At 71.6% G+C, this 13,179-nt stretch carries 15 protein-coding genes; 9 read left to right on the forward strand and 6 right to left on the reverse strand.

Features of this window, described 5'->3' with window-relative positions:
• Positions 1-5: 5 nt before the first annotated feature.
• The 8 genes from M0L44_RS11350 to M0L44_RS11385 all read left to right on the forward strand — a co-directional run bounded on the left by M0L44_RS11350 (position 6) and on the right by M0L44_RS11385 (position 4,375).
• A complete protein-coding gene (locus tag M0L44_RS11350; RefSeq protein WP_252769821.1) occupies positions 6-470 on the forward strand; it encodes an ArsC/Spx/MgsR family protein in 465 nt (154 codons plus the stop codon).
• A gap of 3 nt (positions 471-473) precedes the next feature.
• A complete protein-coding gene (locus tag M0L44_RS11355) occupies positions 474-722 on the forward strand; it encodes an FmdB family zinc ribbon protein (protein WP_252769822.1) in 249 nt (82 codons plus the stop codon).
• Between the two features lie 12 nt (positions 723-734).
• Positions 735-1,175 carry an OsmC family protein gene (locus M0L44_RS11360; protein ID WP_252769823.1) on the forward strand — a complete coding sequence of 147 codons (441 nt, stop codon included), beginning with the start codon at positions 735-737 and terminating at the stop codon, positions 1,173-1,175.
• A gap of 23 nt (positions 1,176-1,198) precedes the next feature.
• The gene (locus M0L44_RS11365; RefSeq protein ID WP_252769824.1) at positions 1,199-2,590 is read left to right on the forward strand and encodes a (Fe-S)-binding protein; all 1,392 of its coding nucleotides are present in this window, start codon (positions 1,199-1,201) and stop codon (positions 2,588-2,590) included.
• Positions 2,587-2,853, forward strand: a complete 267-nt coding sequence (locus M0L44_RS11370; protein ID WP_252769825.1) for a DUF6156 family protein — start codon at positions 2,587-2,589, stop codon at positions 2,851-2,853. The genes M0L44_RS11365 and M0L44_RS11370 overlap by 4 nt, the downstream gene beginning before the upstream one ends.
• A 76-nt stretch (positions 2,854-2,929) precedes the next feature.
• Positions 2,930-3,490 (forward strand): hypothetical protein, encoded by a 561-nt coding sequence (locus M0L44_RS11375; protein ID WP_252769826.1) that lies wholly within the window; start codon positions 2,930-2,932, stop codon positions 3,488-3,490.
• 28 nt (positions 3,491-3,518) lie between these two features.
• Positions 3,519-3,914: a nuclear transport factor 2 family protein gene (locus tag M0L44_RS11380; RefSeq protein ID WP_252769827.1), complete on the forward strand. Its 396-nt coding sequence runs from the start codon at positions 3,519-3,521 to the stop codon at positions 3,912-3,914.
• A complete protein-coding gene (locus tag M0L44_RS11385; protein ID WP_252769828.1) occupies positions 3,911-4,375 on the forward strand; it encodes a hypothetical protein in 465 nt (154 codons plus the stop codon). Before M0L44_RS11380 ends, M0L44_RS11385 begins: the two co-directional genes overlap by 4 nt.
• Positions 4,376-4,394: 19 nt before the next feature.
• On the opposite strand, the gene M0L44_RS11390 is transcribed toward M0L44_RS11385, so the two are convergent.
• A complete protein-coding gene (locus M0L44_RS11390; protein WP_252769829.1) occupies positions 4,395-4,811 on the reverse strand; it encodes a GFA family protein in 417 nt (138 codons plus the stop codon).
• Between the two features lie 182 nt (positions 4,812-4,993).
• On the opposite strand from M0L44_RS11390, the gene M0L44_RS11395 reads away from it, so the two are divergent.
• Entirely contained in the window at positions 4,994-6,529 is a 1,536-nt protein-coding gene (locus M0L44_RS11395) for a methyl-accepting chemotaxis protein (RefSeq protein ID WP_252769830.1), read from the forward strand.
• A gap of 40 nt (positions 6,530-6,569) precedes the next feature.
• Here M0L44_RS11395 and M0L44_RS11400 read toward each other — a convergent pair whose 3' ends face one another.
• From M0L44_RS11400 to M0L44_RS11420, 5 genes are all read right to left on the reverse strand, one after another.
• Complete coding sequence (locus M0L44_RS11400) at positions 6,570-7,565, reverse strand: isopenicillin N synthase family dioxygenase (RefSeq protein ID WP_252769831.1); 996 nt, start codon at positions 7,563-7,565, stop codon at positions 6,570-6,572.
• Between the two features lie 316 nt (positions 7,566-7,881).
• A complete protein-coding gene (locus tag M0L44_RS11405; protein ID WP_252769832.1) occupies positions 7,882-8,247 on the reverse strand; it encodes a TfoX/Sxy family protein in 366 nt (121 codons plus the stop codon).
• A 32-nt stretch (positions 8,248-8,279) separates the two neighbouring features.
• Positions 8,280-9,671, reverse strand: coding sequence for a di-heme oxidoreductase family protein (locus M0L44_RS11410; RefSeq protein WP_252769833.1), 1,392 nt, complete (start codon positions 9,669-9,671; stop codon positions 8,280-8,282).
• Between the two features lie 27 nt (positions 9,672-9,698).
• The gene (locus tag M0L44_RS11415) at positions 9,699-11,063 is read right to left on the reverse strand and encodes an ABC transporter substrate-binding protein (protein WP_252769834.1); all 1,365 of its coding nucleotides are present in this window, start codon (positions 11,061-11,063) and stop codon (positions 9,699-9,701) included.
• A 13-nt stretch (positions 11,064-11,076) separates the two neighbouring features.
• The gene (locus M0L44_RS11420; RefSeq protein WP_252769835.1) at positions 11,077-13,095 is read right to left on the reverse strand and encodes a TonB-dependent receptor plug domain-containing protein; all 2,019 of its coding nucleotides are present in this window, start codon (positions 13,093-13,095) and stop codon (positions 11,077-11,079) included.
• Positions 13,096-13,179: the final 84 nt, after the last annotated feature.

A 13,179-nucleotide genomic window follows, 5' to 3' on the forward strand; every position in this document is an offset into this window, starting at 1 on the left:
CCCGCATGACCGCCCTGCTCTTCTTTGAAAAGCCCGGCTGCGGCGGCAACGCCCGCCAGAAGGCCGCCCTGCTGGCCGCCGGCCACACCCTGCAGGTGCGCAGCCTGCTGGCCGAGCCCTGGACCCGCGAGCGCCTGCTGGCCTTTCTCGCCCCACTGCCGGTGGCCCAGTGGTTCAACCGGGCCGCCCCGCGCGTGAAGAACGGCGAGGTGCAGCCCGAGGCCCTGGGCGCCGACGCCGCCCTGGCCCTGCTGCTGGCCGAGCCGCTGCTGATCCGCCGCCCGCTGATGCAGCGCCTGGACAACGACAGCCGCTGCGTCGGCTTCGACACCGCCGAGGTCGATGCCTGGGTGGGCCTGACGCCCGCCAGCACCGCCCGCGCCAGCCTGGAGGGCTGCGCCTCGCCGCTCGAACACTGTGCCGCGCCCGCCGCGCAGCGCGTCCCATCCACCCCTGTTGCAGGAGCCTGAGCCATGCCGCTTTTCGACTACCACTGCCCGCAATGCGGGTCGGACTTCGAGCTGCTGGTGCGCGCCAGCACCACCCCCACCTGCCCGCACTGCGGCAGCACCACGCTGGAGAAGACCGTCTCGCGCATCGCCCCGGCCGGCAAGATCGAGGCCATCCGCCTGTCCAACCGCCGCGCGGCCGACGCCCAGGGGCTGTTCAACCACTACTCGCCCAGCGAGCGGGCCCGCCTGCTCAAGGGCAAGACCGTCTGAACGGAGCACACCATGGACCTTGTCTATGCCACCACCATGCTCAGCCAGGGCGGCCGCGGCGGCCAGATGCAGAGCGACGACGGCGCTTTCAAGCTCAAGCTGAGCGTGCCCCCCGAGATGGGCGGCGCCCCCGACGCCACCCCCGGCCCCAACCCCGAGATGCTGGTGGGCGGCGCGCTGGCCGCCGCGCTGGATCACTCGGTGCGCCACATCGCCCGCCAGGGCAGGCTGCCGGTCAAGGGCTGCTATGTGGAATCCAAGCTCTCGCAGTTCCAGGACTTCGAGGGCGGCTACCGCATGGCCCTGTCGATGGTGGTCTACCTGGCCGGCCCGCTGGACCAGCCCACCGCCGACGACCTGGTGCAGCGCGCCCAGGGCATCTGCCCCTTCCAGGCCGCCATCAAGAACAACGTCACGGTCAACCTCAAGGCCGTGCTGGACACGCCGGCCTGACACCGCCACCGAGCCCGCCCGCCATGCAGGAACCCTCGCTCCAACTGGACTGGACGGCCTACGACGCCTACGGCGCCGGCGATGCCTATGCCCACTTGCCGGCCCACGGCGCGGGCTTCGGCAAGGCCGCGGCGGTGTGCATCGGCAGCCGCACCTGCCAGCGCGCCGACGCCAAGGGTGTGATGTGCCCCAGCTTCCGGGCCACGCAGGACGGCACCCACAGCACCCAGCACCGCGCGGCCATGCTGCGCGCCGCGTTGGACGGCGAGCTGGGCGAGCGCCCCTTCGAGGACCCGCGCCTGCACGAGGCCCTGGACCTGTGCGTGGCCTGCAAGGGCTGCAAGCGCGAATGCCCCAACGGCGTGGACATGGCCCTGCTGCGCACCGAGGCCCTGGCCCAGCGCTGGGCCAGCACGCCCCGCCCGCTGCGCGAGCGCCTGATCGCCCAGCTGCCCCAGTGGCTGCCGCGGCTGCGCCGCTGGCGCGCGCTGCTGAACCCGCTGATGACCCTGCGTGAGCGCTGGCCCTGGCTGGCGCGCCAGGTGCAGGCCCGGCTGGGCCTGGCCGCCGACCGCAGCCTGCCCCGCCCGGCCGCGCAGGCCTTTCTGGACGGCGCGCCCACCGGCCCCGTCGGCACCGGCCCGCGCGAGGTGGTGCTGCTGGTGGACACCTTCCACAACCAGTTGGACCCGACCACCGCCCAGGCTGCGCTGGAGGTGCTGCAGGCCATCGGCTGCCGCGTGCACGTGCTGCACCCGCCCGCTGGCGAAGAGCCCCTGTGCTGCGGCCGCAGCGCCCTGGCCGTGGGCGACGTGGCCACCGCCCGGGCCGCGGCCACCCGGCTGCAGCGCGCGCTGGCGCCCTATGTCGAGCGCGGCCTGCCCATCATCGGCCTGGAGCCCTCCTGCCTGCTGACCCTGCGCGACGAACACCTGGCCCTGGGTCTGGGCGAAGCGGCCGCCCGCACGGCCCGACAGGCCTGGCTGCTGGAGGAGTACCTGGCCCGCGAGTTCAAGCCTGGCGAACTGCCCTGGCAGGCCCTGCCCGAACCCAGCCCGCCGGTGCTGGTGCACGGCCACTGCCACCAGAAGGCCTTTGGCGCGATGAAGGCGCTGCGCAAGGTGCTGGGCGGGGTGCCGGGGTTGCAGGTGCAGTTCATCGACAGCAGCTGCTGCGGCATGGCCGGCGCCTTCGGCTACGAGGCCGAGCACCACGCCATCTCCATGACCATGGCCGAAGCCGAGCTGCTGCCCGCCGTGCGCGCCGCCACGCCTGACACCTGGCTGCTGGCCAACGGCACCAGCTGCCGCCACCAGATCCACGACGGCGCCGGCCGCCAGGCCCGTCACCTGGCCCAGCTGCTGCGCGCCGCCCTGCCGGCCACGCCCCCGACCGAGAGAGCCCCCGCACCATGAGCGACACGCTGCGCTACTTCCTCACCTACCGGGGCGCCGGCCTGCCACTGACGCTGACCGAGGAACTGGCCGAAGCCGACCTGCGCCATCGCAACACCTGGTTCGAGGCCCGCTACAACGGTGCCGGCCAGTTGGTCGCCATCGACAAGCGCGTCTATGGGGACATCGAGATGCAGCACCGCTACGACTACGACGCCGATGGCCGCCTGTGGCGCGCCACCGTCACCCTCGGTGAGGACGAACCGGTGGTGCGGACGTTCTGAGCGACTTGGCGCAAGCCCGCCCCCCGGCCCGCGGGGGTAACCTCGGGAAATCCGTCGCTACCCCCCGATCCCACCCATGTCCGCCCTGAAAGTCCTGCCCCTGTTCGCCCTCACGGCCCTGGTCGCGGCCTGCGCATCGACGCCCAGCCACCCGGCTTCGTCGGGCCCGGCCCCCGCCACCCCCGCGGAGCCCGGGGCGGACACCCGGCTGACCCAGGCCGCCGTCGCCCCCTTGAGCGACCTGAACCTGGTCAAGGACAAGATCCCGGCACTGCTGCAGGCGGCCCAGAAGGCGCCTTACGCGCTGCCGGCCGACCGGTCCTGCCCAGCCCTGGCCGCCGACGTCCAGGCCCTGGACGCGGTGCTGGGCGCCGACCTGGACGCCCCCCGCAGCGAAGACGACCCCAGCCTGCTCGAGCAAGGCACCGGGGCCGCCGGCGACGCGGCCATCAGCGCAGTGCGCAACACAACCGAAGGTGTCATCCCCTTCCGGGGCTGGGTGCGTAAGCTCACCGGCGCCGAGCGCCATGCCCGCGAGGTCGCGTCGGCCATCGTCGCCGGCACCGTCCGGCGCGCCTACCTCAAGGGCCTGGGTCAGTCCGCCGGCTGCCAGGCCCCGGCAGCGCCGAGGTCCTGACACCCCACAGACACAGGGCCAGCCAGCCGTGAAGACCTATCCACCATCGCCCTTCTCCATCGCCTCCGAGCAGGTGGTCCAGGCCCAGCTCGACGCCTACAACGCCCGGAACCTGGAGGCCTGGCTCGACACCTACAGCGAAGATGCCGAGCAGTTCATGCTGCACATGGGCTCGCTGGCCAAGGGCCGCGAGGCCATCCGCCAACGCATGGAGGAGCGCTTCCGCGATCCCCATCTGCATGCCCGGCTGGTGCACCGGACCACGATGGAGAACATCGTGGTCGACCATGAACTGGTGACGCGCACCTTCCCCGACGGCCTGGCCGTCGTCGAGATGATCTGCATCTACGAGGTTCAGGCTGGCAAGATCATCAAGGCCAGCTTCGCCATCGGGCAGGCGCGGCCCTTGCCATCGAAGCCATGACCGATGCCGAACTGGCCGACTTCTTTTGCAAGGGGATCGAAACAGGGCTGCTGACACCCGAGCATGCGCGTCAATGGGCCGAAGCCGTGATTGCAAAGGAAGATCAGCCCGCGTCAGCCTTCATCGACATGGCGCTGAACCGAACCACTCCGGCGCTGATCTGTGCACTCCGCGATCTGACCGAAGGTGCCGGCTTCCCGTCCGCGGGACCCGGACTTTTGGCCTTGCTGCTGGAAGCAGACATTGCCTCCACAGAGGATCTGGCGCGCTGCATTCAAACAGCGCTGCGCGTATGCCGCCATTGCGCCATGACCGAGGACGCGTGCTACGCGTTTGATGAGCTGGACGACGCCCTCTATTTGGCGCGACACGATGTCTATGGCAGCGTCCCGGACTGTCGGGACGCATTCATCGAAGCACTGCGGCAGTACGCACGCCCTGTGATCTGGCCTGCGAAGTAATCGCCACACTGACGCCCCGTCAACTCGCCTCCGGCGGATCCTCATCCACCGGCAGCTCCTCCGCCACATGCACCCAGTCCACATGGCTGGCGTGGAAGGCGTGGGATTCGGGGGGGCGGTCCAGCGGGCCGTCGAACAGGGCGCGGGCCAGGTGCAGCTCACCCGGGTAGCGCGGTGAGCGGAAGGCCATGGGGCTGCCGCAGTGGCGGCAGAAGCCGCGCTCGGCACCGGTGGCCTCCGCCAGGTACCAGTGCAGGGCCTGCTGCGGATCCTGCCAAGTCACCTGCGCCGTCGTCCAGCCCACCCACGTGACAAAGGCCGCGCCATGCGCGCGCTGGCAGCGCTGGCAATGGCAATGCGCCATCCACAGGCTGGGACCCTGGGCACGGAAGCCCACCGCGCCGCACAGGCAGTGGCCGCTGAACGAAAGAGGCATGCGTGCTCCTGGATTCCCGTTGGGGCACCGTGAATTCCATCAACCCGAGCGACACAACTGACCGGCGCGCAGGCGCTTTTCCAGAGGCTGAGAGGATGACGCCTGCCTCAGACTTCCCTGAGGTCCGTGGTCCCCCCACCCGCCAGGTGGCGGCTTGGCGGCCGCATGGAGGGACGACGAACATGACGATTCTGCGCGAGATGAGCATCCGCCACCGGCTGTACACCCTGGTGGCGCTGGCCGTGATGGCCACCCTGAGCGTGGCCACCCTGGCCCACCGCAATGCGGAGCAGGCCCGGCACGCCACGCTGGCCCTGCAGCAGACGGCCGATGCGGTGCGCGACGCGATGGTCGCGGACATGATGCACGACGCCATCCGGGCGGACGTGATGGGGGCTTCGGACGCCCAGGGCAAGGGCGAGGCCGACGCACTGAAGGAGGCGCGGGCCGATGGCGAACGCCACATGGCCACGTTGCAGAAGAGCCTGGCGGCCGCCCGGATCGACGCCCTGCCCCCGACCGCGCTGACGGCGCTGGACACGGCCCGGGCCGACGCGGAGCGCTACCTGGCCGCAGCCCGCACGGCGCTGGCGCAACCGGATCAGGCGCCCGCGCAAGCGGCCTTCGCCAAGGCCTTTGCCGCGCTGGAGACCTCGATGGGTGCGGCGGGCGATGCCATCGAAGCCACGGCCGGCAGCCTGCGCACCGAGACCGAGGCCCAGCTGGCCCAGGGCCAGCACCTGACCTGGGGCGTGATCGCCGCCAGCCTGGGCCTGCTACTGGGCCTGGGTGCCGTGACGGTGCGGGCCATCCTGCAGCCGCTGGACCGCATGCAGCAGGCGGTGCATGAGCTCAATGCCGAGAACGGCAACTTGTCGCGCCGGCTGCCGCCCGCCCAGGCCGAGTTGCACGAGGTCACCGCGGTGTTCAACAGCTTCCTGGACAAGGTCGCGGGCCTGGTCGGCGGGGTGCAGTCGGTGGCCCGGCAGATCTCCTCCACCAGCCAAGAGATCGCCACCGGCAACATGGACCTGAGCCAGCGCACCGAGAAAACCTCGGCCAGCCTGCAGCAGGCCGCCGCCAGCGTGAGCCAGATCGCCTCCACGGTGCAGCAGAGCAGCGAATCGGCCCACCATGCGCGCGAGTACGCCACCGAGGTCACCGGCGTGGCCGCCCGCGGCGGCGAGGTGGTGTCGCAGGTGGTGGTGACGATGGAGGAGATCAACCAGTCGGCCCGCAAGATCAGCGAGATCACCGGCGTGATCGATGGCATCGCCTTTCAGACCAACATCCTGGCGCTCAATGCCGCGGTGGAGGCCGCCCGCGCGGGTGAGCAGGGCCGCGGCTTCGCGGTGGTGGCCGCCGAGGTGCGCAGCCTGGCCAAGCGCAGCGGCGAGGCCGCCAAGGAGATCAAGACCCTGATCGACACCAGCGTGGCCAAGGCCGAGACCGGCAGCACGCTGGTGGGCCACGCCCGCCAGGCCATGGACGAGATCGTGGCCAGCGTGGACCGCATCCACGGCATGATCGAGGACATCACCCAGGTCACCACCTCGCAGAGCGAGGGCATCCTGATGGTCAACGGCTTCATGACCGAGATCGAGCACGCCACCCAGCAGAACACCGCGCTGGTGGAGGAGACGGCCTCGGTGGCGCAGGAGATGTCCAGCCAGGCCGCCAACCTCTCGCGCACGGTCAACGTGTTCCAGGTGGGCTGAGGGCCCGCACAGGCCCTCCCCCACCCGGCGCGCCGGCTGCTCAGTACTTGCCGTAGTTGGCCATCACCCGCTGGGTCAGGAATTCGCCCGCGGTGATGGGCGCGTGCCGGTGCTGCGGCCCGTCGACCACCACGCCCTGGTTGGCCTGGGCGAAGTAGGCGATGCTGTAGCGCGCGCCCTGGTATTCGTCCGGGCGCGGGTTGCGCACGCGGTGGAAGTTGGAGGGCAGGCGGTCGTCGCTCCAGCGCATCAGCATGTCGCCGATGTTGCAGGTGATGACCTCGTCGGCGGGCTCCACCTCGGTCCAGGCCTGGCCCTCGGCCTCCTTGCCCGGCAGCACCTGCAGGCCACCCTGGCCGCTGCGCTGGAACAGCAGCGTCAGGCAGTTGAAGTCGGTGTGGGCGCCACCGCGCCACACGCCCTCGGGCAGGGCCTCGCCTTCGGGCACCGCGAAGTAGTGCAGCAGGCGCAGGGTGCTCTGGTAGTCGGGCGCATCGTAGGCATGGGCACGGGCGAAGAAGTCGCGCGCGAAGCCCAGCTTGTCGGCAAAGCAGGACAGCACCTGCATGGCCAGCGTCCAGCAGCGCTGCTCGAAGTCCAGCGCCGCGGCCTGGAAGCCCGGCAGCTCGGCCTCGCTGGGCCAGAGCTGGGCCATGCGCGGGCGGGTGATCTGGTAGCTCTCCTTCTGGTCCGGCGTGCCGGTGGACGGCCGCACCTGGGCGCGGTATTCCCAGCCGGCGTTGGTGCCCTTGGCCATCGGGTACCGGGCTTTCACGTCCTGCGGCAGGGCGAAAAAGCGGGCCGAATCGGCGAACATCTGGCGCACGCGGGCCACGTCGATGCCGTGGTTCACCAGCTGGAAGAAGCCCACCTCCACCGCGGCCGACCAGAGCTGCTCGGTGATCTCGGCGCGGCGGGCCTCGAAGTCGCTCACATCGATGCGGCGCACCTCGCGCGCCTGCAGGCTGCCGGTGCCGCCCATGCGGGCTTCCAGCTTCAGTTCGTCCAGGGTGTCGTTGTTGACTCGATCGTTCATCTCGGTGCTCCTGGGCCCGGGGTGCGGGCCGTGATGGGAGGCACGGTGCCGATCGGCACGTCCACCGCCCCCGGGAATGGGGACAGGGGGTCGCGTCCACCGGCAGGTGGCCTCTTGAAGTGTTTGGCCGGGGCCCGAAGGACCCTGCCGCTCCAAGAGCAATGACCCGCCGGCCGCCGCCTCCGGGGAGGACGGCTGCGCGACTGAACGCTTCTACTCTTGACCGGAATCTAGCAGGAACCGGGCCATGGCCCGCGGGCCGCCCGGCGGCTGAAAAGGCACTGCGGCAGTGCGGGCGCCGCGGCCGCGGGCCGGGTCAGCGCGCCGGCTTGGGGCGTTGCCCCGTGGCGGCGCGCGGCTGGCGGGCGGGCCGGGGCTTCGGTTCGGGCAGCGCGTCGGCCGTGGCGCAGATCAGCTGGGCCAGGCGCTGCCGGTCCTCCAGCTCGTCGCTCAGCAGGAAGTGCGGCTTGGCCCCGGGGTAGGGAAAGCCGTCCACCACCGGGTCCAGCAGGGCGCGGCCGGCCTCGGTGGGCTTGAGGAAGCACTGGTTGTCGCACAGAAAGGCCACCACCTTGCCGTGCCGGTAGAGCGCGTACTCGCCGAACATCTTGCGGTGGGTGATGCCCGGCGTGCCCGCCAGCTGGTCCAGCACGAACTGGAGGAAATCGACATCGGTGGCCATGGCGGCATGCTAAGCCGGCTGCAGCCCCCCGCCTAGAGCGAAGCCAGGAAGGCCAGCAGCGCGGCGCGGTCGGCCGCATTGAGCGCGCGCACCGCCTCGCGGGCCGGCGCGGCCTCGCCGCCGTGCCAGAGCACCGCCTCCAGTGGATCGCGCGCGCGGCCGTCGTGCAGCAGGCCCACCCGCTCGTCCACCACCGCGCGCAGGCCCAGGCCCCACAAGGGCGACGTGCGCCACTGCCGGCCGGTGGCCTGGAAGTCCGGTCGGCCATCCGCCAGCTCGGGGCCCAGGTCGTGGAGCAGCAGGTCGGTGTAGGGCTGGATGGCCTGGCCCGACAGCGCCGGCAGCGCCTCGAAGCGGCCGGTGTGCAGCACGGGCTGGTGGCAGGCCGTGCAGCCGGCCTGGGCGAACAGGGCCTCGCCCCGGCGCACCTTCGGCACATCGGCCTCACGCCGGGCCGGCACGCCCAGGGCCTGCAGGTACAGGGTCATCGCGTCCAGACCGCTGTCGGACAGCTCAGGGTGGCGGTCGGCCGCCCAGGCGGCGCAGGCGGTCTGCGCCGGCGGGCAGTTGGGCATGGGGAAGACCGGGGTGGTGATGCCCATGTCGCCCGCCAGCGCGCCGGCCACCTGCTGGCGCACGCTGGGCTGGTTGGCCTTCCAGCCGAAGCGGCCCAGCACCATGCGGCCGGCCACCGCATCCCACACCCGGTTGGGCTGGCCGGCCACGCCCTGGCCGGCCCGGCGTTGGGCTTCGGCCAGGGCGAGGATGTCGGCCTCGGGCACGGCTTCGAGCAGGCCCAGACCGAACATGGGCGGCGCCACGCGCAGGGAAGTGAGCACATCCGGCGCCATCGGCCCGAAGGCCAGGTGCTCAAAGGCCAGGCTGGGGCGGCGCAGGGTGATGGGCGTGCCGTCGGCCAGCGTCACCGGCACCGGGGCCCAGCGCAGCACGGCCTCGCCCTCGCCCGGCACGCCGGGCACGCCCTGTTCGTTGAGCTGGTCGCCATAGCGGGGCTCGGGCCGGGGGCCGCCGTGGGTGTCCTGGCCGGGGACCGACAGCCGCACCAGCAGCGAACGCATCGGCTCGGCCGGGCTGTCCGGGGGGGCGCCGCCGCCGTTGCGGGCGTGACAGGCGGTGCAGGCCGGCCGGTTGTAGGTGGGCCCCAGACCGGCGATGCCCGGGTCCAGCGAAGGCGAGACGACCCAGGTCTGGCGCACCAGGCCACGGCCCTGGGCCACGCTGGCCTGGGCCTCGGGCGGCACGGCCGCCCAGACGATGCGGCTGTAGGCCTCGCGGTCGGCAACGGCCACGGTGAGCACGGCACCGGCACCGGTACCAGGGACGGGCCCCGACGTCAGGGCCAGCAGGCCACCACAGGCGGCCAGCGCCGCCAACCCGGCCAGCGCACGACGCAGCCGTTTCATCAGCACATGGCACATGCGGCGCCCCCCTCACGCCAGCCCGGCCGCGGGCTCGCGCGCCAGGATCTGCCGTGCCGCCTGCAGCCGCGCGTCGCGGTCGGCCGCCCAGTGGGCGAGCAGCACGCCGCGGGCCGGGTCGGGTGCGGGTTCGTCCTGACCGGGACGGCGCTCGGGCCAGGCCAAGCGCTGGCGCAGCGCCGGATCGTCCTGCTGAGCCTGTGACACCGGCGGGGCGCTGAGCAGGGCCCGGGCCTCGCGCAGCGCCCCGGCGCCCGGACGGGCGGCCTCCGCCCGGTGCAGGGCCGCCCACAGCGCCGCCTGCTCACCATGGCGCTGCACCAGGGCCAGGTCGAACAGCGCGGCCACCAGGCCGTTGCGCTCGCGGGTCAGGCTGCCGTCGTAGGCCAGGTTGCCGGGGGCGAAGGGCCGGGCCGGCAGGTCCGGATGGGCGCCATAGAGGCCCGGCCGCACCGGCAGCCGGCGCACGTCCGGGTGCAGCAGCAGGGTCTGACCCGGCTCGGACAGGCACAGCGCCGCGAAGGCCTGGGCCAGCACCGGGTGCGGCGCATCGGCCAGCACCCCGATCTGCGCCGGGTTGTAGGCGGTGCGCCGGGGGTAGACGAAGGCCAGCGGCGCGCCGCCGGCGATGGCCTGGTTGGCGAAGAAGTCGATCGTCAGCCGCGCCGCGCGCGCGCCGCTGACCACCTGGTCGGGCCCGGGGCTGGCATCGCTGGCGGCGCCGAAGTCGGCGTTGGCACCCAGCGCGGCCAGCAGGGCCCAACCCGCGTCCCAGCCAGAGCCTTGCAGCAGAGTCTCGATCAGCACCGGGGCAAAGCCGATCCGGCCGGGGATGGGGATCTGGATCTGGCCAGCGTAGGCGGGGTGGACCAGATCGGCCCAGTCCCGGGGCGCTGGCCGACCCAGCCGCCGCACCGCCGCCGGGTGGTAGGCGATGCCGTAGCCGGCCAGCTCGAAGGCGGCGTAGCGACCCTGCAGGTCGTCGATGGGCCGGCCGGCCACCGCATGGGCCAGCGCCCGACCTTCGCGCCGCGTGGCCTGCAGCGGGGCGAAGCGCCCTTCGCCCGCCAGCGCGCTGAAGTTGCCGGGCGCGGGCGCCCAGTAGACATCCACCTCGCCCCGGCTGCGGCGCAGGTAGGCCAGGGCGTCGGCCGACTGACGCCAGAGGATCTCCACCCGCGTGCCGGGGTGCAGGCGCTCGAACAGCGCCTGGTAGCGCACGCTGAGTTCCTCGGCATAGCTGGTGAGCACGACCACGGTGCCGGCGCCGATGCCGGCGCCCGGCTCGGCCCCCTGGGCCCAACCGGTGCCGCCGGCTAGGCCCGCGGCCAGGCCGCGCAGCCAGTCGCGGCGGGTCCATCGTGAGGTGGATGTCATGGGTGGCCTCCGATCAGAAACGCCCGAGCGCCGTCAGCACGAAGTTGCGACCTTCCTGCGGGTAGCCGGCCGTGGTGGCGTAGTTGCGGTCCAGCAGGTTGCGCGCGGCCAGCGAGAACTCCACCGTCGGCGTGAGCTGCAGCGCCGCCTTCAGCCCCCACAGCGGGTAGGCGCCCAAGCGGGTGTAGCCGCTGCCTGTGGCGGCGCTGGACCAACGGGCGCCGGAATATTCCAGGTTGGGCATCACGCTCAACTCGGGCGTGGGCTGCCAGCGTGCCCACAACAAGGCCTTGTTGCGCGGGGTGGTGGTCAGGCGGGCCGTGTCGTCGTTGGGGTTGTCCAGCGACGTGACCACGTAGCTGTAGTTGCCGCCCCAGGCCAGGGTGGGTGTGAGGGTGGCGCTCAACGCCAGCTCCAGGCCCCGGTAGGTGGCCTCGCCCACGTTCTGGCTCTGGCTGTAGGTGCTGCCGTTGTAGTCGATGTTGACCGACTGGATGGCGTCCTTGACCTGGCTGTGGAACAGCGTGGCCGTGCCATGCCAGCCTGGGCTCAGATCGTCTTCGATGCCCAGCTCCAGGTTGAGCGCGCGCTCGGGCTTCAGCCCCGGGTTGGAGATGGCCCCGCCGAAGCGCGAGGAAAAGCGCTCGAACATGGTGGGAAAGCGGGTACGGTCCGACGCCGAGAGATGCAGCTTGCCGCTGGCCCGGTACTGCCACAGCAGCGCGGCCTGGCCGTTGGTGGCATGGCTGTCGGCGGTGGGCTGATCGAACAGGCCGGTGCCGCTGGCGTATTCCTGGGCCTCCAGGGTCTTGCGCTGGTCGCGGCTCAGGCCCCCCACCAGTTGCCAGCCAGGGGCGAAGCGCCAGCTGTCCTCCAGCGCGACGGAATAGACATCCTCCACCGTGTTCTGCTTGGGTTCGGTGAAGTCCGTGGCGTAGGTGGTCTGCCATTCGCTGTGGTCGTCGCGCCGCCAGTGCAGCGCGGCCTTGAGCGTCTGCTGCGGCAGCACGGTGGTGCCCAGCTCGGCGCTGGCGCCCTTGGCGTTGTCGTCGTAGTGGCTGATCCAGTTCTGCGCGCCGGTCTTGACGGTGTAGGCCAGCAGGTCGTTGACGAAGGCGTTGTAGTAAAGCTTGGTCTTGAGCTCCCAACCCGATGCCAGCTCGGTGCGGGTGAGCGCATAGAGGCTCCAGGTGTCCCATTTGGGCCAGTCCCACCACTGGCTGTCCGCGGCCTCGGTCGAGCCGCTCTGGGACTTCTTGCCACTCTGGGTCACGAAGTTCAGCGAGTACTCGTCCACCGCATTGGGTGTGAGGCCGGCCTTGAGGTTGACCCGCCAGTCGCGCTTGTGGCTGTGGTCGCGGTCGCCGCCGTCCTCGTAGGCGGTGGGCAGGTAGTTGTGCGACAGCGCCCACTGGTCCACCACCCGCTGCTCGGCGCTGGCCTGCAGGTAGTAGCCTTCCTGGCGGGTGCCCACATTGGCGTACAGCGTGCTGCCGTTGTACTGGCCCGAGCCCCCCAGCAGCAGCGACGTGCGCGCCTCGGCTTCGAAGGGCTTGACCGGCTTGCGGGTCACCAGGTTGATGGCACCGCCCATGCCGTCGGGCCCGTTGAGCACCGAGACATAGCCCTTGGACACCTGGATCTCGGCCAGGTCCGGCGTGAGGAAGCGGTCGAAGTCGATGCGGTTGTCGGCCGGCAGGTACAGGCGGATGCCGTCCATCAGCAGCGGCACCTGCCAGCGGTCGAAGCCGCGCACGCTGATCAGCGCCTCGTTGCGCCGGCCCGAGCCGGCGGTGCTGGCCACGCCGGGCACCAGGTTCAGCGCATCGGCCAGGCCGTCCTTGCTGAAGTCCTGCAGTTGCTGGGCATCCAGCGTGTCGGTGGCCAGCGCCGGGCTGGCGGGCGTCTGGCCCACCACGCTGATCTGGCCCAGCGTGAAGACCGGGGTGGCGGCGTCCTGGGCCGCGGCGTGAAGACCGAAGGTCAGCGCGATGGCCGCGGCCACGGCGTTCAGGATCCTCGGGTGCTGCATGGAACTCTTCCTCTCGTGTGAAGTGTGGGGACACCGAGGAAGCGCAATATACATACCAATATAACGATCCACCTCAAGAGATCA

Origin of the sequence: Ideonella oryzae, from assembly GCF_024055665.1 — a bacterium.
Classification (GTDB): Bacteria; Pseudomonadota; Gammaproteobacteria; order Burkholderiales; family Burkholderiaceae_C; genus Ideonella; species Ideonella oryzae.